The sequence below is a fragment of the Dyella sp. GSA-30 genome, assembly GCF_027924605.1.
Taxonomy (GTDB): Bacteria; Pseudomonadota; Gammaproteobacteria; order Xanthomonadales; family Rhodanobacteraceae; genus GSA-30.
The window spans coordinates 2,482,865-2,506,386 of sequence record NZ_AP027042.1; the positions used below are offsets into that span (position 1 = coordinate 2,482,865).

A 23,522-nucleotide genomic window follows, 5' to 3' on the forward strand; every position below is an offset into this window, starting at 1 on the left:
CCCTCACCCTAACCCTCTCCCCCGGCAGAGCCAGGGGAGAGGGGACAAAGCGCTAAACCAGGCCGGTCAGGTAGAACGTGGCGATCACCACGAAGACGGCGAGCGTCTTGATCACGGTGATCGCGAAGATGTCGCGATACGACTGCCGATGCGTCAGTCCGGTCACGGCCAGCAAGGTGATGACCGCGCCGTTGTGCGGCAGCGTGTCCATGCCACCGGAGGCCATCGCCGCGACGCGGTGCAGGACTTCCATCGGAATGCCGGCCGCCTGTGCGTTGTGAATGAACGTCTGCGCCATTGCCGCCAGCGCGATGCTCATGCCGCCGGAGGCGGAGCCGGTGATGCCGGCCAGTGCGGTCACGGTGACCGCTTCGTTGACCAGCGGATTGGGGATGGCGTGCAGACCATCGGCCACCAGTTTGAAACCGGGCAGGGCGGCGATCACTGCACCAAAGCCATACTCGGAAGCGGTGTTCATCGATGCCAGCAACGCGCCCGCAACCGCCGCTTTGCTGCCTTCGGCAAAACGCCGCGCCACCGGGCGCCACGCAAAGGCCAGCACGCAGACGACGCCCAACAGCAGCGCGCCTTCCACCGCCCAGATCGCGGCAATCTTGGCGACGTCCTGCACCACCGGTTCGGCCTTGCCGACCACGGCCGGCACGAACGACTGCGTCGGGCCATAGAGTTTCGGAATCGCATCGGTCAGCAGCTTGTTGGCAACGCCGACCAATACCAGCGGCAGCAATGCGACCAATGGGTGAGCGAGCTTGCCGTCTTCGAACGGCGCGGGTTCGTTGACGAGGTTGTCGCCATAGCCTTCGCCCGCTGCCGCCGCGCGGCGCCGCCGCGATTCCAGATAAAGCAGGCCAACCACCAGGATAAATACCGAGCCCAGCGTGCCCAGCCACGGCGCAGCCCAGCCATTGGTGCCGAAGAAGGCGGACGGAATGATGTTCTGGATCTGCGGCGTACCTGGCAGCGAATCCATGGTGAAGGTGAACGCGCCCAGTGCGATCGTGCCGGGAATCAGGCGCTTGGGGATCTGCGACTGGCGAAACAGCTCCGCGGCGAACGGATACACCGCGAACACCACCACGAACAGCGACACGCCGCCGTAGGTAAGCAGGGCACAGACCAGCACGATCGACAGCATCGCGCGGCTGCGTCCGACCAGGCCGATGGTGCCAGCGACGATGGATTTGGAAAACCCCGATAGCTCGATCAGCTTGCCGAACACCGCCCCGAGCATGAATACCGGAAAGTACAGCTTCAAGAAGCCGACCATCTTGTCCATGAACAGGCCGGTGAAGATCGGCGCGACCAGCGCCGGGTCGGTCAGCAGGACCGCGCCCAACGCGGCGATCGGCGCGAACAGGATCACGCTGTAGCCGCGGTATGCCGCATACATCAGAAAACACAGTCCGGCCAGCACGATCAGAAAGGCCATGCCCGAAGTTCCTCCATGGACGTTGGGCGGCGAGTATCCGCAAGCCATGGCGCGGGCGGCACTGTACCAAGGTACAAGTGTGGCCCCGTTCGCACCTGCCTAATCTGCCGGGCATCGGCATCCGGGGGAGTGGATGCGTTCATTGACGAGGGGTGACATGAAACGCACGCATTTGAGTCTTGCGGTTGGGCTGGTGTTTGGCCTGCTCGGTAGCACATCGCTTTACGCGCAACAGGCCGGCGATGCCGGCACGGCTGCCAAGACCAGCGACGCCAAGCAATTGGGCGAGATCAAAGTCACCGCGCGCAAACGCGAAGAAACGCTGCAGGACGTGCCGATTGCCGTCAGCGCCTTCACCGCCGATTCGCTCTACAAGCAGAACGTGCAGAACATCGGTGACCTGCAGGGCAAGGTGCCGTCGCTGCAGGTCTATGCAGCGCGCGGCTCCAACACCACCTTGACCGCCTATATCCGCGGCGTCGGCCAGGCCGATCCGACCTGGGGCTTCGATCCGGGCGTCGGTATCTATCTGGACGACGTGTATCTGGCGCGTCCCCAGGGCACCTTGCTGGACGTGTTCGACGTCAACCGCATCGAAGTGCTGCGCGGCCCGCAAGGCAGCCTGTACGGCAAGAACACCATCGGTGGCGCGATCAAATACGTGTCCAATCCGTTGCCGACCAAGACCACTGGTTCCGTGGAAGCCACGGTAGGCACCTATGGCGAGAAGGACATCAAGGCCAATGTCGGCGGTGCCACCTCCGATGGCGTGTGGCGCGGGCGTATTGCCGTAGCGAGCGAGCACAACGATGGCTACGGCACGGACCTGCTCACCAATAGCCGCAACGGCAACAAGAACACCAATGCCGCGCGTGCCAGCATCGGTTTTTTCCCGTCCAGCGAATTCAATGCGCAGCTGTCGGTGGATGGCATGCGTGATAATTCCAATCCGCGCGGCGCCAAGCTGCTGACGGTCAACGCGTTGGATCCGACCTACCAGCCGTTGAACAGCAACTACAACACGCGCAGCGGCATGGCCCAACTCAACAATACCGAGATGAGCGGCGCCGCATTGACCCTGAACTGGATCGCCAGCCAGGACTGGTCGTTCAAATCGATTACGGCATACCGCGAATCGTCGACCGACACCAATATCGATTTCGATACGCTGCCGGAAAAGATCGCCGACGTCGGCGCCGTCTACTCCGATCATCAGTTCACCCAGGAGTTACAGGCGAACTACGATTCGGGCGGCTCGCTGCATGGCGTGTTCGGCCTGTTCTACTTCAAGGGTTCGGCGGCCGGGCAGATCGACAACATCTTCCTGGGTTCGCCGCCCTATAGCTTGCTGGGGCTGGCGCAATACGGCAGCACCGGCGGACGCGTAGGTACCAAGAGCTATGCGGGCTATGGCGACTTCACCTGGGATATCAGCCCGCAGTGGAGCCTGGATGTGGGCGTGCGCCTGAGTCGCGAAACCAAGAGCGCAGTCATCCAGAACTATGGCTATGCCGATGCGAGCTTCAGCAATCCGATCGCTACGCTGGCCGATTTCAGCGGTTCGCATACCACCAACAACGCCTCGCCCAAGGTGTCGCTGAGCTGGGCGGCCAGCGATCATATCAATCTCTACGCCAGCTATAGCGAAGGCTTCCATTCGGGCGGTTACAACATTCGCGCCAACTGCGTGGCGATTCCCAGCTCGTGCCGTCCAATCCAGGACGAGAAGGTGCAGTCGTACGAGTTGGGCAGCAAGATGACGTTCTTCGACGATCGCCTGATGGCCAACACGGCGGTCTTCCACAACGTGTACTCGAACATCCAGCTGTCGGTGTTTACCTCGTACACCTTGCCCAACGGCAGCCAGGGTTTCTTCGGCGACTTCACCAATGCCGGCAAGGGCCATATCGACGGCCTGGAAGAAGAATTCGCCTGGAAGCCAACGGAAAACTGGACCTTCAGCGGCAACGTGGCGTACCTGCATACCAAGTACACGCAGTTCCTGAGCGGCGGCGTGAATATCGCCGACACGCAGCGCTTTACCAATGCGCCGAAATGGTCGGGCGGGCTGTCGCTGGAGAACACCTATCCACTGGCCAATGGCGGCAGCATTACTGGTCGCATCAATTACACCTACCAGACGTCGGTCTATCCCGAGACGACCTTGTCGCCGCTGATCCTGCAGCCGTCCTATGGTCTGTGGAATGCGGGCGTGATCTGGCAGATCAACGATCCATGGACGCTGAGCCTGCAGGGTAGCAACCTGGCCAACAAGGCGTATCGCACCACCGGCTACAACATTGCCGCGCTGGGCATCGTGACGGGCTATTACGGGGCGCCGCGTGTGGTTACGCTCAGTGCGCGCTATAAGTTCTAAAGTGTAACTCCCCGCCCTCTCCCGACGGCTGGAGCCTGAGGGGGAGGGCACTTTTTTTTGGAGAATGCCATGCGTTGGATCGGTGCTTTATGCCTTGGCCTGCTCGCTGTCGGCGCGCACGCGGACCCGTTGCCGAAACTCAAGCTCGATCCGCACCGCGTGGCGGTGGCCGGGCTGTCTTCCGGTGCTTATATGGCAACACAGATGCAGATCGCCTATCCGGATGTGTTTCCTTACGCGGCGATCGTGGCGGGCGGGCCTTATGCCTGTGCGGGCGGCAAGCTGGATGTGGCGCTGAGTAGTTGCATGAAGGGGACGCCAGCGGCGGATGTTTCTGCGCTGGTGACCAAGGCGACTCAGCGTGCGCAGTCCGGCGATAACGGCGCGCTGAAAAATCTTGCGCATGGCAAGGCGTATCTGTTGCATGGCAAGGACGATGCGTTGGTGGCGCCGTCGGTGGCCGAGGCGGGGGCGCAGTTCTATCAGCGCCTGCGCGACACGGTGCCAGGCTTGAAGGGTTTGCAGGTGGTCGATGATGGCAACCGTGCCTTTGCGCACAACCTGCCGATTGCGGCTACCGGCGATGATTGCGACAAGTCGGTTTCGCCGTATCTGGGGCATTGCGGCTTTGATGCTGCGGGCGAGATCTTTGCGCAGCTGTATGGCAAGCCGTTGCATGCGGTGGGTGATGCCAAGGGGCAGTTGCAGACGTTCAGCCAGAACGCCTATCGGGTCGACAATGTCGATCCCTTGTTGGCCGACGATGGCTATCTTTACGTGCCGCCGTCGTGCGCGGCTGGAAAGCCGTGTGGTCTGCTGGTGGCGTTTCATGGATGCAAGCAGAATGCGGCGGCGGTGGGCGAGGCCTTTGTGAAGGATGCCGGGTTCAATCGCTGGGCGGACGCCTATGATGTGGCGGTGCTGTATCCTCAGACACGCGCAAGCATGGCGCCGTTGAATCCGCAGGCGTGTTGGGATTGGTGGGGGTATTCGGGTGGGGATTACGATACTCAGCGTGGGGTGCAGCCGCGGTGGGTGATTCATGTGGTGGAGCAGTTGGGGATTGCTGCGCCGCGTTGATGCGCGTTCGCATTTCTCTCTGTACTCAAACCTCGTCATCCCGGCGTAGGCCGGGACCCAGTGACTTCGGTGTTGGGTTGTCGCGGTGGTTCTGCTCTCAGGCTAGAAAGTCGCCTTGGGCGTGTTTCGCCGACCTGCCGGTCGCCGAGTTACTTTCTTTGCTTGTCCAAAGAAAGATAACCAAAGAAAGGACACCCCGCGTCCGCCGTCCTTCGGACCGTGGGGTTGGGCCGGGCTTTTCGACAGGACGTCCCTGTCCTGTCGAAAAGGCATCGACGTCCTGTCGATGCCCCCATCGGGGCCTTATCGTCCCAACCCCACTCGGCTCCCGAGGGGGCCCGAAGATCAAGAGCTGTAGGCTCGCTTCGCATCGCCTCCAGCTTTGCGGCTCCTCGCTTTTTGCTCCCTCTCCCCTGGCTCCGCCGGGGGAGAGGGTTGGGGTGAGGGGGCGCTCTTGGCTCTCGGGTTGCGCCCGATGCTGAACTCCACCGTCATCGCCGCTGCAGCACTCGTCTGGCTCGGCCTGCTTTTCGGCGTAGCGCTCATCGGCGAGCGCCGCCCGCATCTTTTCGAAAAACGCTGGGCAATCGTCTACGCACTGTCACTGGCCATCCACTGCACGTCGTGGACGTTCTACGGCACGGTAACGCAGGCGAGTCGTTCGGGGTGGTGGTTGCCGCCGACGTTTATCGGCGCGATCTTGATGTATCTGCTGGCCGTTACCGTGCTGCGTCGACTGGTGCAGCTGGCGCGCGATTACAACGCAGGCTCCTTGGCTGATTTGATCGCGGTGCGCCTCGGCCGTCATTCCGGCCTGGCGGCCATGGTTACCGCGGTGGTGGTGATCGGTATCGTTCCGTATATCGCGCTGCAGCTCAAAGCGGTGGCGATGAGCTACGCGATGCTCAGCCATGGGCAGATCACCGAGTCCGAACCGTGGCAGGACAGTGCGCTGTATGTCGCCTTGCTGATGGCGTTGTTCGCGATGCTGTTCGGCACGCGGCGCGCCTCGGCAATGGCGCATAACCGTGGACTCGTGCTGGCGATGGCGTTCGAGTCGCTGTTCAAGCTGAGCGCGATGCTGGCCTTGGGTTCGCTGCTGTTTGCGCCGTTGCCTGCCAATCTCGTGCATGCCGCGCCACCACCGCACGACAGCTCGGGCTTTCCTGCGCTGATCCTGCTCGGTGCACTGGCGATGTTTACCTTGCCGCACCAGTTTCATGCCGGCGTGGTGGAGTGTCGCGATGCGTCGCACCTGCGTACGGCACGCTGGCTCTTTCCGCTGTACATGTTGCTTATCTCGTTGCCGATTCTTCCATTGGCGCGCCTGGGCGATGCGTGGCTGGGTCCAAGCGGCGTGCCTTCGGATCTGTATGTGCTTGCCTTGCCGATGGCGCGCGAACAGCACGGCCTGGCACTGGTGGCATTCCTCGGCGGTCTGAGCGCGGCGACCAGCATGGTGGTGGTCGCGACGCTTGCGTTGAGCCTGATGATCGTCAATCACTTCATCGCTCCCTTGCGCGTGCGCGCGGGTTGGGGACGCGACGAGCGGGGCGATCTGCGTGGCGAGGTGATCAACCAGCGTCGCGTGGCGATCCTGGTGGTGATCCTGCTTGCCTGGGGATATAGCCGCGCATTGGCGCGCAACGATGCCTTAGCCGATATCGGCGCGATCTCGTTTTCCGCCCTGGCAGGTCTCGCGCCTGCGCTATTGGCTGCCGTGTATCGCCCGCAATGGGGGCCGCGTGCTGTCGCCATGGGCTTGGCGGCGGGAACGTTGGCCTGGTTGTATATCCTGCTTCCGGCGATCATGACCGACGCGGTCTGGATGCACACCGGCCCGTTTGGCATCAGTTGGTTGTCGCCGGATGGTTTGCTCGGACTGGATGACTGGAGTCGCCTGGGCCGTGCGGTGGTGTTGAGTCTGGCGGTGAATATCGCCGTGACGATGGTGTTGGCCGGCTCGCGGTTCGGGCAGGTGGTGCGGCCGGTCAGTGTCGGCGATATCGATGTCTCCCAATTGCACGCGCTGGCGGTGCGTTTCCTGCCGGCCGAACGGGTCGAGCATCTATTCGATAACGCGCCGGCACATGGTCTGGCCGGTGGCCATCGTGTGGCCTTGGTCGAACACGAACTGGCGGCGGTGATCGGTGCGGCATCCGCGCGACTCTTGCTGGAAGTGGTGCGTCAGCAGCGCGGCGGCGAAATCGACACCGTGGCGGCCATCGTTGGCGAGGCGGCGCAGGATCTGCGTTTCAATCAGCGGGTACTTGAGGCCGCGCTGGAAAACATGAGTCAGGGCATCTGCGTGGTCGATGCCGAGCTGCGCCTGGTGGCATGGAACCGACGCTACGCCAGCTTGTTCGACTATCCACCCGAACTGTTGCAGGTCGGACGCCCGGTGGCCGAGCTGACGCGTTACAACATCGATCGCGGCATGATCGGCGAGGGCGAGCTTGAAGACCGCGTACAGCGTCGGTTGACGCATATGCGCGCGGGCACGCGGCATCTATCCGAGCGTCGCTTCCCCGACGGCACGGTGGTAGAGATCCGCGGCAATCCGATGCCCGGCGGTGGGTTCGTCGCGACGTTTACCGACGTCACTGCGTTCCGGCAGGCAGAAGATGCCTTGCTGCGTTCGAACGAGACGCTTGAATGGCGCGTGGGCGAGCGCACGCGCGAATTGGCCGCGGCGAGTGCCGAGGCGCAGCGTGCGAACGAAGCGAAGAGCCGCTTTCTTGCGGCGGTCAGTCACGACCTGATGCAGCCCTTGCATGCGGCGCAATTGTTCGCGCATGCCTTGGCCGAGCGTGGTGGTGAAGTCACTACGGTGCGTCATCTCAACGGCGCGTTGGCAGCAACCGAGGGTTTGCTGGCGGGGCTGCTCGATATCGCGCGTCTGGAAGCGGGACGTTTGCATCCGCAACCGCGCGGTTTTGCGCTAGCCGAAGTGCTCGATCCGTTGGCGGCTGAATTTCGGGTGCTTGCCGAAGAACGTGGCATTCGCCTGGATGTCGTCGGCAGCCGGGCCTGGGTGCATACCGATCCGCAATTGCTGCGTCGTGTACTGCAGAATTTTCTGTCCAACGCATTGCGCTATGCCGAACGCGGTCGCGTGCTGCTTGGTGTGCGGCGTCGTGGCGATCGTTTGCGCCTGGAGGTGTGGGATACCGGGCCGGGTATCGCACCGGAAGAGCAGCGCGTGATCTTCGACGAATTCCGTCGCGGTAGTACGGCAGGTGGGCAGGGGCTTGGATTGGGGTTGTCGATTGCGCAGCGCATGGCGGGCTTGTTGGGAACGCCGTTGCATCTGCGCTCGTGGCCGGGACGCGGTAGCGTGTTCGATCTGGAAGTGTTGCGCGTGGCGCCGTCGCTGCAACCGGCAGCGACAACGGTCGTCGCGCAACCTTTGCCCAACGGACGTGCGCTAGTCGTGGATAACGAACCGGCCGCGCTTTCCGCGCTGTCGGCCCTGCTGTCCAGTTGGGGCTGGCAGGTGCATGCGGCGCGTACGATCGAACAGGCGCGCGAGGCACCGTGGCCTGCCGACCTGCACATCTTCGATTACCACCTCGATGGTGGTTGCACGGGGATGGATGTGTGGCATGCACTGGGCGAGGCGGCGAGCGCTACGCCGACGATCATTCTTACCGCCGATCGTGATGGCGAACTGCGGCAGCGTTTGTTGGAGCGTGGCGTGGGCGTGTTGTACAAACCGCTCAAGCCGTTGGCGTTGCGGCAGGTGTTGCAGCGGGTGGCGACGGCTCAGCAGGTTTGAAAGTACTCTCGAAAACCAACCCTATCCGTCATTCCGGCGAAGGCCGGAATCCAACTCTCAGCATTGCCGCTTGCCGGAAGTCATCTAACAAGCGACGACTGAGGAATGGATTCCGGCCCTAAATACGCGCCGGATCGTTCAACGTCAGCGACTGCAACAAAACCCCCGCCTGCGTCCGATTGCGCACGCCGAGCTTCTCGAAGATCGCGGTGACATGCGCCTTGACGGTGCGCTCCTGGATCGACAGCCGATCGGCGATCTGCTTGTTGAGCAAGCCCTCGCCAAGCAGGACCAGTACGCGATATTGCTGTTCGGTCAGCCGAGCCAGGCGCGCGGCCAGATCGGTATCGGCCGGGTCCGACGGCAGCGATTCGATCGTCTGCGCCCATGCCGGTGGCAGCCAGCTGCCGCAGTCGAGCACGGTGCGAATGGCCTCGCCGATCTCGGCGGGGCTCGCGCTCTTGGGAATAAAACCCGCCGCGCCATGATTGAGCACGCGACGCACGATGCGCGGATCGTCGTGGCCGGACACCACCAACACCGCGACACCGGGATATTGCCCGCGCAACGCTGCGAGTCCGGAAAGTCCCTGGCTGCCGGGCATATGCAGGTCGAGCAGCACAAGGTCGATGTCGGGCTCCGTACCCAGCACGCTTAGCGCACTATCGAGATCGAATGCTTCGAGCACCTTGCAATCGGGCACGCTTTCGCTCGCTGCCTGGCGCAGCGCAGCACGAAACAACGGATGGTCGTCGGCAATCAGCAAGCGTGTCATGGGCGCCGACGGTAGCCGGATGCGGCGTCGCCGTCGAGTTCGAAACGTCATGCTGGACTTTAGTACGATGGCGCATGCGGATTGGCTTGCTATCGTGCCGGGATGAAAAAACGATCCCGCGCCTGGCTGGTCCTTCTGATCGCAGCGGCCGTGTCCGGCTGCGCGTCATCTCCCCGAACGACGGAGCGTTCCATGAAAGCGGCCGACTTTGTGCGTGGCGATATCAGCGTGACCGATCACCGCAACGGCGACGATCTGCTCAGTGCGGGCCTGGGCCTCAAGGGGCTTGCCGGTGCACCTGCGCCATTCGCCGATCCGCAACATCCCACGCCGGTCGAACTTCGCCGTCGCGCGATTCAAGCCAGTTGGAAAGGCATTGCCGATCTCGGGCCGTTGGGCGGTTATGGAAGCGTCTATGGCGGCGTGCCCGATGTGCCTGGTCGTGAGTACCAGGCCTTCGCGTGGATTCCCGGTGCCAGGCAACCGCATCGCGTGTTGCTGCAGGTGCCGGACAACTTCGATACGCAGCGACGCTGCCTCATCGTCACCGCATCGTCCGGATCGCGTGGCATCTATGGCGCGATCTCGCTGGCCGGCGCCTGGGGGCTGCCGCACGGTTGCGCTGTTGCCTATACCGACAAAGGTACCGGCGCAGGTTATTTCGACTATGCCGACGATAGCGGTGTCGCACTCGACGGCACGCGTGCGCAGCGTGGCAGCAAATCGCTGGAATTCGATCCGCCCGCGATAGCCGGTTCGTCGGCGATCGCCATCAAGCATTTGCACTCGGGCGATAACCCCGAAGCGGATTGGGGACGTCATGTCCTGCAGGCGGCGAAGTTCGGTCTGGCCATGCTCGATCGCGCCTATCCGGATCAGGCGCCGTTCACTGCGCAGAACACGCGCATCATCGCGACGGGCCTCTCCAACGGTGGCGGTGCAGTGTTGCAGGCGGCCGGCTTGGACGATGAGCACCTGTTGTCCGGTGTGGTTTCGCTCGAGCCGAATATCCACGCCGAAGGGCAGGGTCGTGCGTTGTACGACTACGCGACGGAGGCATCGATCTGGTTGCCTTGCGCGTTGAGCGACGAGCGCTTTGCGCACGTACCTTTCGCGCGTACGCCGCACGGCGACGTGCCGCCGGCATGGACGGCGCGCTGTGCGAGTCTGCACGCGCAGGGCAGGCTCGCCGGCGATACGCCCGCGAAGCAGGCAGCGCAAGCGTACGAGCATTTGCGCGCGGCCGGTTGGGTCGATGGTGCGATGGAAGTTTCCGCCAGCGTGACCGCGTTCGATCTGTGGCGCGCCATTACGGCCGGTTATGCGTCGTCGTACATGCGCAGCGGCGCCGCATCGATGCCATGCGGTTTCAACTATGCCGCGCCGGGCGCGGATGGAAAGCCGGCGACAGCAAGCGCGGCGGTGCGTGCCGCGTGGTGGTCCGACGGCGCGGGTATTCCGCCTGGCAACGGCATCGGTCTTTTTGGCGGCATGGACGCATCGAGCGATCCGAGTCTGGCCGGTGCCGATTGCCTGCGTGCGCTTTGGGAGGGTCAAGGCACCGACGCGAAAACGTTGCATGCTTCCGTGGCTGCGACGGCAGGGCGTTTGCCACGTGCCGATTTGCCGATATGGATCGTGCACGGTGCGGACGACGGCCTGCTGCCGACCGCTTTCAGCTCCGAGCCCTATGTCGACTGGTTGCGTGCGCAAGGGCGCCGGCCCTTGTATTGGAAGGTGCCGCACGCACAGCACTTCGACGCCTTTCTTGCGCTGCCGGGTTTCGGCGAACGGCATTTGCCCCTGATGCCCTACGGCTATTGGGCGCTGGATCGCCTTTGGGCGCACCTGTTCGAGGCGGTCGCCTGGCCGACGGACGCGCCCACGCCGCAGGGCAAGCCGCGCGGCAAGGCTGCGCTGGAGCGCGAGGCGCTGGGGCTGCCTTGAGGCGATAGGGCACAAGCCCCTGCCTGGGGTATCCTTGTCGGTCTGAAGCCGTCCCCAGAAGACGGCCCCACCCACATCAGGAAGCCTCGATGACCATTAACGTTACCCTCGATACCAACCGCGGCCCGATCCATCTGCGTCTGCATGACGACAAGACCCCCGTCACCGTTGCCAGCTTCGTCAATCTGGCGCGCCGTGGCTATTACGACGGCCTGTCGTTTCATCGCGTGATCGCCGATTTCATGATCCAGGGCGGCTGCCCTGAAGGTAGCGGCCGTGGCGGCCCGGGGTATCGTTTCGAGGACGAATTCGACGCCTCGCTGCGTCACGACAAGCCGGGCATCCTGTCGATGGCCAATGCCGGTCCGCGTACCAATGGCAGCCAGTTCTTCATCACCCACGGCGCCACCCCGTGGCTGGACGGCAAGCACAGCGTGTTCGGCGAAATCCTCGGCGCCGAAGACCAGAAGGTGATCGATGCCATCCGCCAGGGCGACACGATCGAGAAAGTGACCGTGGAAGGCGACGTCGACGCATTGCTCGCTGCGCAGGCCGATCGCGTGAAGGAATGGAACGCGGTGCTCGACGAGCGCGCCTGATCGCATCGTCTGAATTACCCGAAGCCGCCGGGGCAACCCGGCGGCTTTTTCACGCCTTCGTCACCACAGTGAAGGACACGTGGGTTTACTATCGCCAAGCTACAACGGACCCTCTTTCTGCGTCAGGAGAACGGCTATGTCATTGCTCAACGATTTGCTCGGTGGCGGTCAAGGAAACGAGGCAGGGGGCGGCTCGCTGGTCTCCATGGCCGGCGAACTGATCAACAAGGCCGGTGGCCTGCAGGGTCTGATCGGCATGCTTCAACAGCATGGCCTGGGCGATGCGGTGCAGTCCTGGGTCGGCACCGGCAGCAATCAGCAGGTATCGGGCGCCGAGCTCGGTCAGGCGCTGAACAACGGTGGCCTCGGTGCCACGGTCGAAGGGATGGCGGCGAAGCTGGGCGTGGATCCGGGCCAACTGCTGGGTCAGCTTTCGCAGGTGCTCCCGCATGCTGTCGATCACCTGACGCCCGATGGCCAGGTGCCGCAGGGTCAGCCGGCGGGTGGTGGTTTCGATCTGGGTGCCTTGGCCGGTCTGGCCGGCAAGCTGATGGGCAACCGCGCCTGATACACGCTTTTGCCGACGGCACTGGCGGGGCGAGCGCCTCGCCAGTGTCGAACGGTTGGAGATCGATCTTCAGGTAGCGCTGCGGCGCTTGAACATGCCGTAGATCACCAGCAGGATCACCGCGCCGACGATCGAGCCGATAAAATGCACCAGGCCGGTTTCTCCCCAAAGTCCTAATTTTTCGCCCACGAACGTGGAAATGATCGAACCGGCGATACCGAGCAGGACGGTAATGATGAAGCCGCCAGGATCCTTGCCCGGCGTAAACGCCTTGGCCAGCAGGCCAACGACCAAGCCGACGATGATTACCCAAAGCCAATGCATATCCGTGTCCTTCTAAGCGGGTTGATTGGGATCCCCTTGAGACTGCTCTGCGCCACGCATCCCGCGGGCGGGCCGCCAGTGCCCTGAACAGGCCGGTTGGCGGCGACGCCATGATGTCATGGCCGCGGGCGCTATGCAGCTTCCCAATGTCCTGCGCTACAGCCGCCGCGGTCGCGCGAAGATGGCGTTGTAGATCAGCAGCAATATGACGGCGCCGCCGACCGAACCGACGAAGTGCTTCCAGCCGGTCAGGGGCAGCAGGCCCCAGCGCTCGCTCACATAGGTGGCGATCAGCGACCCGGCGATGCCGAGCAGGGCGGTGACGATGATGCCGCCGCTATCGGGGCCTGGTACCAGCAGCTTGGCCAGGACACCGATGATCAAGCCGATAATGAAAACGATGATCCAATGCATCATGGTTCATTTCCTTACGGGTTGGGGGACCTTGCCCGGATTGGCGGGCGCATGGTGTCACGGCCAACCTTAATTCCAGCCGATGGCCAGGTGGCAGGGGCGATGCGGCAGCGCCGCATGCTAAAATCATCGAGTTTGCTGCTCCCCATTTCCCCAGAGGAAGCCATGCCCCAGCTTGCCCAGCGTGTCGGCCGTGCCCAGCCCAGTGCGATCATGGTGATCGCCGAAAAGGCGAAACAGCTGAAGATGGCCGGTCGCGACATCATCAGCTTTTCGATCGGCGTTCCGAACTTTCTGCCCGGCGAGCACGTTTATGCCGCCGCCCGCGAGGCGCTTGCGCATGACAGCGGGCAGTACGGCAGCAACCGCGGTGCCGAAAGCCTGCTCGACGCGTTCCTGAAACACATCGAAGCGCTGGGTTTTCACGGCTATGGCCGGCAAAATCTTTCGATCGGCATCGGTGCCAAGCAGGTGCTGTACAACCTGGCCGAAGCACTGATGAACGAAGGCGACGAAATCTGCTTCGCCGCGCCTTACTGGACGACGTATCACGATATCGCGCAGATCGTCGGCGCGAAGATCAACGTGTTGCATTGCGGCCCGGAGCAGAACTACAAGCTCACCGTCGAGCAGCTCGACGCGGCGCTGGCACGCAAGCCGAAAGTGTTTCTGTTCAACAACCCGTCCAATCCCACCGGCATGGTCTATACGCGCGAGGAAATCGCCGCGCTGGCCGACGTGTTGGCGAAGTATCCCGATACCTGGATCGTCACCGATGACATCTACAACTCGATGGTGTTCGACGGCATCGGCTATCACAACTTCGTGTTCGCCAAGCCGGAATTGCGCGAACGCCTGATCTTCGTCGATTCGATCTCCAAGACCTATGGCATGCCCGGTTGGCGCGTCGGCATGATCGCGGCGCCCGAATCGGTGGCGCGCGCGGTAACGACGCTCAATTCGAATCACATCACCAGCGTGCCGGAAGTGATCACCGCTGCCGCGGTGGCTGCATTCTCCGGCCCGCAGGATATCCCGCAGCAGAAATGCGCCGAGTTCGCGCTCAAGCGCGACATCGTCGTCAATGCACTGCGCGCGATTCCCGGTGTGGTGTGTCCGCGTCCGCAAGGTGCGTTCTACGCATTCCCGGATATCTCGGTAGCGTTCGGCAAGCGTCACAATGGCACGCTGATCGAAAACGACGTCCAGTTCTGCGCGGCGTTGCTCGAAGCCAAGGGCGTGGCCTGCGTGCCGGGCTCTGCGTTCGGCGAGCCGCGCGCGCTGCGTATTTCCTACACTTGCCCCACCGCTCAGCTTGAGCCCGGCCTTGTGCGTATCGCCGAGTTTTTTGCCGAGTTGACCTGATCCACGACCAGGCCCGCGTCGCGAAGAATGCGGGCTTTGTTTTAAGCAAAGTACCCTTAGGAGTTGCCACGATGAAAGCCCCCGTCCGAGTTGCCGTCACCGGTGCCGCTGGCCAGATCGGTTACGCCCTGTTGTTCCGCATCGCCGCCGGCGACATGCTCGGTAAAGACCAGCCGGTGATCCTGCACCTGCTGGAAATCACCCCGGCGCTGCCTGCCCTGCAGGGCGTGGTGATGGAACTCAACGACTGCGCGTTCCCGACGCTGGCCGGCATCGTCGCCACCGACGACGTCAACGTCGCTTTCAAGGACGTCGATTACGCTCTGCTGGTCGGCGCGCGTCCGCGCGGTCCGGGCATGGAGCGCAAGGATCTGCTCGAAGCCAACGGCGCCATCTTCGGCCCGCAGGGCAAGGCACTGAACGATCATGCCAAGCGCGATGTGCGCGTGCTGGTCGTGGGCAACCCGGCCAACACCAATGCGCTGATCGCCCAGCAGAACGCTCCGGACCTGGATCCGAAGTGCTTCACGGCGATGGTCCGTCTCGACCACAACCGCGCGCTGTCGCAGCTGGCCGAGAAGACCGGTGCGCACACCACCGACCTCAAGAAGGTCACCATCTGGGGCAACCACAGCTCCACCCAGTACCCGGACCTGCACCAGACCACGGTCAAGGGCAAGGCTGCGCTCGAGCTGGTCGAGCAGGCCTGGTACGAAAGCGACTTCATCCCGACCGTGCAGCAGCGCGGTGCAGCGATCATCAAGGCACGTGGCCAGTCGTCGGCCGCCTCGGCTGCGTCGGCGGCGATCGACCATATGCACGACTGGGCACATGGCACGCAGGATGGTGACTGGGTCTCGATGGGTATCCCGTCGGATGGTTCGTACGGCATCGAGCCGGGCGTGATCTACGGCTACCCGGTCACGATCAAGAACGGCAAGTACGAGATCGTGCAGGGCCTGTCGGTGAACGACTTCTCGCGCGCCCGCATGGACGCCACCAACAAGGAACTGCGCGAAGAGCGCGCCGCTGTCGAGCATCTGTTTGCCAAGAAATAATCGGCGGTTTTAGTAGCTCGCTTGATATGTCATGGCCGCCGCGAGGCGGCCATGATTGTTTTCGGGGATACCCAAGCCCAACCTATCGTCATTCCGGCGCAGGCCGGAACCCAGTGGCGACTGCAACGGGTTTTTGCGATGCGTTGAGGCGATAACCCTATGCAATGCCACTGGGTTCCGGCCTGCGCCGGAATGACGGGTGAGGAGGAGCGCGTAGATTCCGTAGCGCGCTTCTGCTCTGATAGCCCAATGACCGAATCGATCACCCTCGTCGTTGCCGACGATCACCCGATGTTCCGCGCCGCGGTGTCGCAGGCGCTGCGCACCGTGGTCGAGGGCGCGCGCGTGGTCGAGGCGGCCAGTCAGAGTTCGCTGGAATCCGTATTGGCGGCGGAGACCACGGTCGATCTGGTGCTGCTCGATCTGACCATGCCGGGCGCGATGGGCTTTTCTTCGCTGATCTGGTTGCGTGGCGAATATCCCGACTTGCCGGTGATCGTGATTTCATCCAACGACCATCCGCGTACGGTGCGGCGTGCACAGCAATTTGGTGCAGCCGGCTTTGTCTCCAAGGCGGCGCCTGCCGATGTATTGGGACAGGCGGTTGGTGAGGTACTGGCTGGCGGCAGCTGGTTCGACGCGGCGCGGGCCGAGCGCAGCGAGCAGGATGCGGCGTTAGCCGCGCGGTTGGCGCAGCTGACGCCGCAACAGTTTCGCGTGCTGATGTTGATTGCCGATGGTTTGCTCAACAAGCAGATCGCGGCGTCCATGGGGTTGGCGGAGAACACGGTGAAGATTCATGTCACCGCCGTGTTGTCGAAGCTCGAGTGTCGGTCGCGTACGCAGGCGGCTGTGCTGGTGAAGTCGCTTGATGTGGATGATGCGGGCGAGTGATTGAAAGCCCCCTCACCCCAGCCCTCTCCCCCGGCAAAGCCAGGGGAGAGGGAGCAAGAGCACGTAATATTGATACTTGCGTCAGTCCCCCCCTCTCCCCTGGCTTTGCCGGGGGAGAGGGCTGGGGTGAGGGGGCACAAGAGGCGATGCGAGGCGAGCCTTCTGCTCTCAGGAATTCAGCGATGCCGCCAACAACAATCGACTCATCAACGCACGCAAGCGCGATGGCGCCACGGGCTTGGCCATGAAATGCAGGCCAGCCTCGGCGATGCGTGCACGGGTGTCGTCATCGCGCTGCGCGGTCACCACGATGATGGGCGGTTCGCACTGCCATAGCTGGCGCAGCTCCGGCAGCAATGCCGGACCGATCTGATCGCCCAGCTGATAATCGAGAAGCACCAGGTCGGGCGCATCGCCACGCTCGGCCAATGCGCGCGCTTCGATTGCATCGCCCGCCAGCGAAACAACACAGCCCCAACTGTGCAACAGCGTCGCGGTAGCTTCGCGCGCTTGCGGATCATCGTCGATACACCAGACATACCTGCCGACGAGGGGCGAATCATCGCTTTCCTGAAGAGTGACTACTGGCTCGGCCGCCTGTGTTGCCAGTGGTACCGTCACCGAAAACACACTGCCATGCCCCGGCCAGGAGTGCAGCTGCACGGGGTGCTCCAGCAGGTTGGCGATACGTTCGACAATCGACAAGCCCAGCCCCGCGCTGCGTTCATCGCCATCCATCCCGCTATCGAGACGACGAAACTCTTCAAAAATAGTCTGGCGCTTGTTTTCGGCAATACCGATGCCGGTATCCCAGACTTCGATACGTATGGCATCGCCTTGCCGCCGGCAACCCAGCAAGATGCGCCCTTGCGGTGTGTAGTGCACCGCATTGGACAGAAAATTCTGCAGGACGCGGCGCAGTAGCAGGGCGTCCGTGTGGACCCATGCCTTGGTATCGACCAGACGCAGCGACAACGAGCGCGCCTGCGCCACGATACCGAATTGACGTGCCAGGCTCTGCAGCAGCGGTGATAAGGCAAACGTGGCGATCGTCGGCTTGAGAGCACCCGCTTCCAGGCGCGATATATCCAGCATGCTGGTGAGCAAGCCGTCCTGCGCATGCAACGCCTGCTCGACGCGATCGAGCAGGTCACGTTCGGCTGCGTCTTGCAGACGTTGATGCAAGGCGCCGGCAAAGAGCCGGGCCGCATTCAAGGGTTGCAGCAGGTCATGTACCGCCGCGGCGACGAAACGGGTCTTGTAGCGATTGGCGCGTTCGGCCTCGGCCTTGGCGGCGCGCAGATCCTGCGTGCTTTCTTCGATGCGTTTTTCCAGTGTTGCCGTGAGCGTACGCAGGTCGCGCGCGGCACTCTTATAGGCGGTGATATCCGCATAGCTGGTAACAAAGCCGCCATCGGGCAGGGGATTGCCGCGAATTTCCAGCACGCTGCCATCGGGATATTCACGCTCGTACATATGCGGACCGCCGCTGCGCAGGTAATCGAGGCGTCGTTGAATCGCATCTTCGATATTGCCCGGCCCCAGCAAGCCGCGCCGTGCGTTGTAGCGGAACAGGTCCTCGATCGGTCGACCGGCCTGCAGGAGTTCCGGCGGAAAGCCGAAGATCTGTGCGTAGCGTTTGTTCCAGGCCAGCAGGCGCAGATCGGCGTCGACGACGCTCACGCCTTGCGGCAGATGTTCCAGGCTGCTGTGCTGGCCCTGAGCGGCCTGGTGCGCGGCATCGACCAGGCTGTCTTCGGCCGAGCGCAACGCGGTGGTGTAGTGCGTGACCATGCGCTCCAGCTCGTCGCGGCTCTGCTGGCGAAGGCGGGCAAGCCGCAGACGCTGCTGCAGAAACAGCCCAAGCAGGATCAACGGCAGCCAACCGCCCAGGGTCACCAGCATGGCGTTGCGGCGCGCCGTCAGCACCGGCTGCATGCTGCTCAACGAATGCAAGGTCCAGTTTTGCGCGGGCAACGGCAAGGAGCGCCAGAGCAGGGGATGCGTTATGGGAGGATCGTCGAGCGTTACTTCCTCGCTGCCGTCGGCCAGCGTTTGCGCAACGCGGAAACGTACGGGAGAGAGATCCTGATTACCGTATTGCCGTGTCGATGCGAGTCGCGCGATCGTCGCCTGATCGAGCGGATGCAGCGCGCGATAGGCCAGCCTGGGTCGATTCGTGAGGAACACCACGCCATGGGCGTCGCTCAGAAGCAAGGCATCGTCGCTGCGCGCCCACTCGCTTTCCAGCGCGTCGAGCGTGATTTTCACGACGATCACGCCGATTCTTGCGCCATGTTCGTCGTGCAGGGCGCGAGCAATGAAATAACCGGCGACATTGGTCGACACGCCGACGGCGTAGAACGTGCCCTGGTCCTGCGCCATGGCGAGCTGGAAATAAGGCCGAAAAGCGTAATCGAGCCCCACGTTACTGGAGGGCTCGCGCCAGTTGTTGGCGGCGACCGCCACGCCATGGCGGTCGATCAGGGTCAGGGTCGAGGTATGCGTTGCGCCGTTGGCCTGCTCCAGCTTGCGGTCCAGCGCCTCGGAATCGATATCGGCGGAAGGGCCGGAAAGCGCCTGGCGCAGCTCCGGGTCCAAGGCCAATACGTCCGGCAGCACACGGTAGCGGTCCACCAGCCGTTGCAGAGCCTGTGCGCGTAGCTGCAGTTGTTCGTCCGCTTGCAGAGACAGCTCGTCCAGCGCCCGATGGTAGGCCCACCAGCCGGCAAGCCCCACGCTGGCGACGACCGCGATCAGCAGCAGGCTCAGCTGAACCAGACGCAGGCGGCGGCGATCGCGGATCATCGTAAAAACCTGGGCTCCATGGGCATCCGGCGACCGGCCGGGCAGGGCTATGCTCGCACAACGCCCTGCCGACTAACCCTAATGTGTTATTCGGAATGACGCCCCGCTGAGCTACAAAGCCTGCCAGCATCCAGGCCCGTCGCATGTCGCGCGGGTCGCGGCCATGCGAGGGTAGTCATGCAGATTCCGACCAGCGCGCCCAGTCTCACCGAGCGCCGTCCGTTCTATCGCCACCTTTACGTGCAGGTGTTGGCAGCGATCGCGCTCGGTGCCTTGCTCGGTCATTTCATGCCTGACCTGGGCAAGAACCTCAAGCCGCTGGGCGATGCGTTCATCCGTCTGGTCAGCATGGTGATTGCCCCGGTGATCTTTCTCACCGTGGTCAACGGCATCGCGGGAATGACTCACGTCGGCGCGGTCGGTCGCGTGGTGCTGAAGGCGATGGTGTATTTCCTGTTCTTCTCCACGCTGGCGCTGATTCTCGGCTTGGTGGTGGCGCATCTGGTACATCCGGGTGCGGGTCTGAAGGTCGATCCGGCCAGCCTCAATACGGCCGAAGTGAAGAACTACGCCAGCCATGTCGGCGACATGTCGGTGACGGGTTTCCTGATGGAGATCATTCCGCACACGGTGATGGGTGCTTTCGTTTCAGGCAATGTCTTGCAGGTGCTGTTCTTCGCCGTGTTGTTCGGCATCGCGCTGGCCACCTGCGGTGAGCGTGCGCGTCCGGTGACGGCGTTCTTCGAAGCGCTGACAGCGCCGGTATTCAAGCTGGTGCATATCGTGATGAAGGCCGCGCCGATCGGTGCGTTCGGCGCGATCGCCTTCACCATCGGCCGTTACGGTATCGGTTCCCTGGTCGACCTGGCGTGGCTGGTGCTTACCTTCTATGGCACGTCGCTGTTCTTCGTGCTGGTGGTGCTGGGTGCGGTGGCGCGAATGGCCGGGTTTTCGATTTTCGCGCTGATCCGTTACCTGAAAGACGAACTGCTGCTGGTGCTCGGCACATCGTCTTCCGAGGCAGCGATGCCTTCGCTGATGGAGAAACTGGAACGCGCCGGTTGCAGCAAGTCGGTGGTAGGCCTGGTGGTGCCGACGGGTTATTCGTTCAACCTCGACGGCACCAATATCTACATGACGCTAGCGGTGATGTTTATCGCGCAGGCCACCCATATCGAGCTTTCGCTCAGCGAACAGCTCACGGTGCTCGCCGTGGCGATGCTCAGCTCCAAGGGCGCGGCAGGTGTCACCGGCGCGGGCTTTATTACCCTGGCCGCGACGCTGGCGATGGTGCCATCGGTACCGGTGGCCGGCATGGCGTTGATTCTGGGTGTCGACCGCTTTATGAGCGAGTGTCGTTCGCTCACCAATTTTATCGGCAACGCGGTGGCAACCGTGGTGGTCGCGCGCTGGGAAGGCGCGTTCGACAACACGCGCTGGCAGCAAACTTTGAGTGGCGATGTCAGGGCCGACATCGATGACCGCGACACGGCTGTCCTCGTCCATACCGGAGATCGTTCATGAAGTTCCTACGCGCAGTAGCGGTCGTGTTTGCGACCGGACTGGCTTGCAGCACGGCGGCATTCGCACAGCAGGTTGCGGCCGGTGTGTCGATGCAGTCGCTGGATCTATGGCCAGGGCAGCCGCCTGGCGACAGCCGTGCACACGGTCCCGAGCGTATCGGCCAGACCGGCACGGGCGTTGGTGCGGTGTCCAATGTGTCGCGACCGCGCATCGAGATTTATCGTCCGCAGCATCCGAACGGAACGGCGATACTGCTTATCGGCGGCGGTGGTTATTTCCGCATCGGCATCGGTCACGAGGTGATGCCGACCGCACAGTGGCTGGCCGCGATCGGCGTGACGCCGGTGGTGCTCTACTACCGGTTGCCGGCCGATGGCTGGAAGCCGGTGGCACCGTTTCAGGACGCGCAGCGCGCGATGCGTGTCCTTCGTGCACATGCAGGCGAATACGGGGTGGATCCGAAACACATCGGCGTTGTCGGTTTCTCCGCCGGCGGCAATCTCGCGGGTATCACCGCGACGCGGTTTGCCGATACGTTTTATACCCCGGTCGATGCCGCCGACCAGCAATCGTCGCGGCCGGATTTCGCAGGTCTGATCTATCCGGTGATTTCGCTCAAGAGCCCTTACGACACGACACGCTCGTTCCGTGAGCTCTCCGTGCAGCCTGACGCCGTGCAGGCTTACTCGGTCGAACTGCATGTGACGCATGACACGCCGCCGACCTTCCTGGCGCAGGCCCAGGACGACCCAATCGCCAACATCGGCAACAGTCTGGTGATGTTCGATGCCTTGCGCGCGCAGAACGTGCCGTCGGAACTGCATGTATTCGAGAACGGCGGACATGGCTGGGGCCTGGGCACGCCCGGCACGCTGGTGGCGGCATGGCCACGGCTGTTTGCCGACTGGATCCGTTCGCACGGTTGGTTGCCATCCAACGGCGAGCCGGCGGTGGTCGCACCCAGCAAGCCGAAAGCGGCCAGGCGGGCCTTGCCCGAAGGCGACGACTGAGTCCCACGCATTGCGCACTTTTCTTTAGGGGTTGGGGGTATTTCCATATGAAACACGTCTCTCGCCGCCTGCTGATGGCAGGCTCCGCGTCGGTTCTGTTGGGCGCTTTGGTGCCGCTGCATGCCGAGCAGGTAAGCAATAACGATCTGCTGAAGCTGGTCAAACAGCAGGCCGCCGAAATCAACGATCTGAAGAAGCGCTTGGCCGCCGTCGAAGCGCACGAGCACGATGCGCCGCAGGTGGTCACGACACCGCCCGCGAATGCCACAACGCAGACGGTGGCCACGCAGGCACAGGTGCAGGCGGCGATTGCCGAATCCCGCGCCAGCGAGCTGGCGCTGGTGCAGGCGCAGGGCGGCAATGGCGGCGGTTCCGGTGGTGGCAATGCCAGTTGGGGCAGGGGCGGTGAAGCCGGGCCGGTGTTCAGTAGCGACGATGGCTTCTTTACTTTCAAACCCGATGGTCGCTTGTTGGTGGACTTCACCAGCACGCGTGGTTCGTCGTACGACACGCGCAATATCAATGGCTCGCAGATCAGTCAGGCGCGCTTGGGTGGCGAAGGCACGATCGGTCCGCTGGGTTATCACGTCGAAGCCGATTTCGCCGGCAACAAGGTCTCATTGCGCCAGGCCTACATGAGCTATGAAACACAGCTCTGGGGTTTGCGCAGCAAGTTCTACGTCGGTAACTTCCTCAAGGATCTGGGCACGGAAGGTTCGAGCGAACAGGCGCGTACGCCGTTCATGCTGCGCAATGCCGCGGTGACGGTGGGCGAGCCGGTCAACAGCTTCTTTGGCCTGGGCGCGCAGATGAAAGTGTATGGCGACAATTGGCACTACAGCTTGTCGGTCACCGGCAACTCGCCGTCGAGTTCGACCACCGGCACCAGTTCCGATTCGGTGGCGTATCTGACGCGCGCGCACTGGAATCCGATCAAGGGCAGCGACGGCTTTGTGCATGTCGGCGCGTGGTACTGGTACGAGAGCATCAGCAGTGGTGTCGCCAGCATCAACAACACGCCGGCGATCGCGCTCGACTACAACGCCAACCTCGCCGTATCGGCCAGCTCGATCGCCAACCCGTCGCAGGATCACGGTTCGGGTTACGAACTGGGTGGTGTCTATCGCGGCTTCTGGGCGATCGGCGAATACGGCAAGCGCACCATCGATTCGCATACCACCGATTCGGTATCGCGCCACGGCTCGTCGTTTGCGGCGGGCTGGATGATCACCGGCGAGAAACCCGGGTTCACCAGCCGCTCGGGCAGCTGGGGCGCGGTGAAGGTCAACGATCCGGTGACATCGGGCGGTTGGGGTGCCTGGGAGCTTGCGGCACGCGTCGATCACTACGACTACACCGATGCACCGCGCGGCGGTCTGGGCCAGGGTTACACCCTTGGCGTCAACTGGTATCTCAACGACTGGTCGCGCCTGATGTTCAATTACATCCGCTGGCACACCGACAACAAGGTGGGCAGCTTCCAGGGGCCGGACTGGGGCAATTCGTTTGGCATTCGTACGCAGGTGGTGTTCTAGTCGATCGCACGGCGGC

At 63.0% G+C, this 23,522-nt stretch carries 17 protein-coding genes; 12 read left to right on the plus strand and 5 right to left on the minus strand.

Annotated features, from left to right (window positions below):
* Nucleotides 1-52: 52 nt before the first annotated feature.
* Nucleotides 53-1,450, minus strand: a complete 1,398-nt coding sequence (locus QMG46_RS10990; protein ID WP_281852553.1) for a GntP family permease — start codon at nucleotides 1,448-1,450, stop codon at nucleotides 53-55.
* A 157-nt stretch (nucleotides 1,451-1,607) separates the two neighbouring features.
* Between QMG46_RS10990 and QMG46_RS10995 the strand changes: the two genes are divergently transcribed.
* The 3 genes from QMG46_RS10995 (at nucleotide 1,608) to QMG46_RS11005 (ending at nucleotide 8,685) form a co-directional block, all read left to right on the plus strand.
* On the plus strand, nucleotides 1,608-3,827 hold the full coding sequence (locus QMG46_RS10995) for a TonB-dependent receptor (protein WP_281852554.1): 2,220 nt from the start codon (nucleotides 1,608-1,610) through the stop codon (nucleotides 3,825-3,827).
* Nucleotides 3,828-3,896: 69 nt separating this feature from the next.
* The gene (locus tag QMG46_RS11000) at nucleotides 3,897-4,907 is read left to right on the plus strand and encodes an extracellular catalytic domain type 2 short-chain-length polyhydroxyalkanoate depolymerase (RefSeq protein ID WP_281852555.1); all 1,011 of its coding nucleotides are present in this window, start codon (nucleotides 3,897-3,899) and stop codon (nucleotides 4,905-4,907) included.
* Nucleotides 4,908-5,382: 475 nt separating this feature from the next.
* Nucleotides 5,383-8,685 (plus strand): PAS-domain containing protein, encoded by a 3,303-nt coding sequence (locus tag QMG46_RS11005; protein WP_281852556.1) that lies wholly within the window; start codon nucleotides 5,383-5,385, stop codon nucleotides 8,683-8,685.
* Between the two features lie 118 nt (nucleotides 8,686-8,803).
* Here QMG46_RS11005 and QMG46_RS11010 read toward each other — a convergent pair whose 3' ends face one another.
* Entirely contained in the window at nucleotides 8,804-9,460 is a 657-nt protein-coding gene (locus QMG46_RS11010) for a response regulator transcription factor (protein WP_281852870.1), read from the minus strand.
* A gap of 192 nt (nucleotides 9,461-9,652) precedes the next feature.
* Between QMG46_RS11010 and QMG46_RS11015 the strand changes: the two genes are divergently transcribed.
* From QMG46_RS11015 to QMG46_RS11025, 3 genes are all read left to right on the plus strand, one after another.
* Entirely contained in the window at nucleotides 9,653-11,407 is a 1,755-nt protein-coding gene (locus QMG46_RS11015) for a 3-hydroxybutyrate oligomer hydrolase family protein (RefSeq protein ID WP_281852557.1), read from the plus strand.
* An 89-nt stretch (nucleotides 11,408-11,496) separates the two neighbouring features.
* A complete protein-coding gene (locus QMG46_RS11020) occupies nucleotides 11,497-12,006 on the plus strand; it encodes a peptidylprolyl isomerase (protein WP_281852558.1) in 510 nt (169 codons plus the stop codon).
* A gap of 136 nt (nucleotides 12,007-12,142) precedes the next feature.
* Nucleotides 12,143-12,574 carry a YidB family protein gene (locus QMG46_RS11025; RefSeq protein WP_281852559.1) on the plus strand — a complete coding sequence of 144 codons (432 nt, stop codon included), beginning with the start codon at nucleotides 12,143-12,145 and terminating at the stop codon, nucleotides 12,572-12,574.
* A 69-nt stretch (nucleotides 12,575-12,643) separates the two neighbouring features.
* On the opposite strand, the gene QMG46_RS11030 is transcribed toward QMG46_RS11025, so the two are convergent.
* Both QMG46_RS11030 and QMG46_RS11035 read right to left on the minus strand, forming a co-directional pair.
* On the minus strand, nucleotides 12,644-12,898 hold the full coding sequence (locus tag QMG46_RS11030; protein ID WP_281852560.1) for a GlsB/YeaQ/YmgE family stress response membrane protein: 255 nt from the start codon (nucleotides 12,896-12,898) through the stop codon (nucleotides 12,644-12,646).
* 156 nt (nucleotides 12,899-13,054) lie between these two features.
* Nucleotides 13,055-13,315 (minus strand): GlsB/YeaQ/YmgE family stress response membrane protein, encoded by a 261-nt coding sequence (locus QMG46_RS11035; protein ID WP_281852561.1) that lies wholly within the window; start codon nucleotides 13,313-13,315, stop codon nucleotides 13,055-13,057.
* Nucleotides 13,316-13,477: 162 nt separating this feature from the next.
* Here QMG46_RS11035 and QMG46_RS11040 point away from each other — a divergent pair, with 162 nt between their 5' ends.
* From QMG46_RS11040 to QMG46_RS11050, 3 genes are all read left to right on the plus strand, one after another.
* A complete protein-coding gene (locus QMG46_RS11040; RefSeq protein ID WP_281852562.1) occupies nucleotides 13,478-14,677 on the plus strand; it encodes a pyridoxal phosphate-dependent aminotransferase in 1,200 nt (399 codons plus the stop codon).
* Between the two features lie 71 nt (nucleotides 14,678-14,748).
* A complete protein-coding gene (locus QMG46_RS11045) occupies nucleotides 14,749-15,735 on the plus strand; it encodes a malate dehydrogenase (RefSeq protein WP_281852563.1) in 987 nt (328 codons plus the stop codon).
* A gap of 249 nt (nucleotides 15,736-15,984) precedes the next feature.
* A complete protein-coding gene (locus tag QMG46_RS11050) occupies nucleotides 15,985-16,629 on the plus strand; it encodes a response regulator (protein WP_281852564.1) in 645 nt (214 codons plus the stop codon).
* Nucleotides 16,630-16,797: 168 nt separating this feature from the next.
* On the opposite strand, the gene QMG46_RS11055 is transcribed toward QMG46_RS11050, so the two are convergent.
* Nucleotides 16,798-19,437 (minus strand): hybrid sensor histidine kinase/response regulator, encoded by a 2,640-nt coding sequence (locus QMG46_RS11055; RefSeq protein ID WP_281852565.1) that lies wholly within the window; start codon nucleotides 19,435-19,437, stop codon nucleotides 16,798-16,800.
* 177 nt (nucleotides 19,438-19,614) lie between these two features.
* Between QMG46_RS11055 and QMG46_RS11060 the strand changes: the two genes are divergently transcribed.
* Genes QMG46_RS11060 through QMG46_RS11070 form a run of 3 tightly spaced genes read left to right on the plus strand, consistent with a single transcriptional unit; the run spans nucleotide 19,615 to nucleotide 23,506 of the window.
* The gene (locus QMG46_RS11060; protein WP_281852566.1) at nucleotides 19,615-20,961 is read left to right on the plus strand and encodes a dicarboxylate/amino acid:cation symporter; all 1,347 of its coding nucleotides are present in this window, start codon (nucleotides 19,615-19,617) and stop codon (nucleotides 20,959-20,961) included.
* Nucleotides 20,958-21,971, plus strand: coding sequence for an alpha/beta hydrolase (locus QMG46_RS11065; protein ID WP_281852567.1), 1,014 nt, complete (start codon nucleotides 20,958-20,960; stop codon nucleotides 21,969-21,971). The genes QMG46_RS11060 and QMG46_RS11065 overlap by 4 nt, the downstream gene beginning before the upstream one ends.
* Before the next feature lie 47 nt (nucleotides 21,972-22,018).
* On the plus strand, nucleotides 22,019-23,506 hold the full coding sequence (locus tag QMG46_RS11070) for an OprO/OprP family phosphate-selective porin (protein WP_281852568.1): 1,488 nt from the start codon (nucleotides 22,019-22,021) through the stop codon (nucleotides 23,504-23,506).
* Nucleotides 23,507-23,522: the final 16 nt, after the last annotated feature.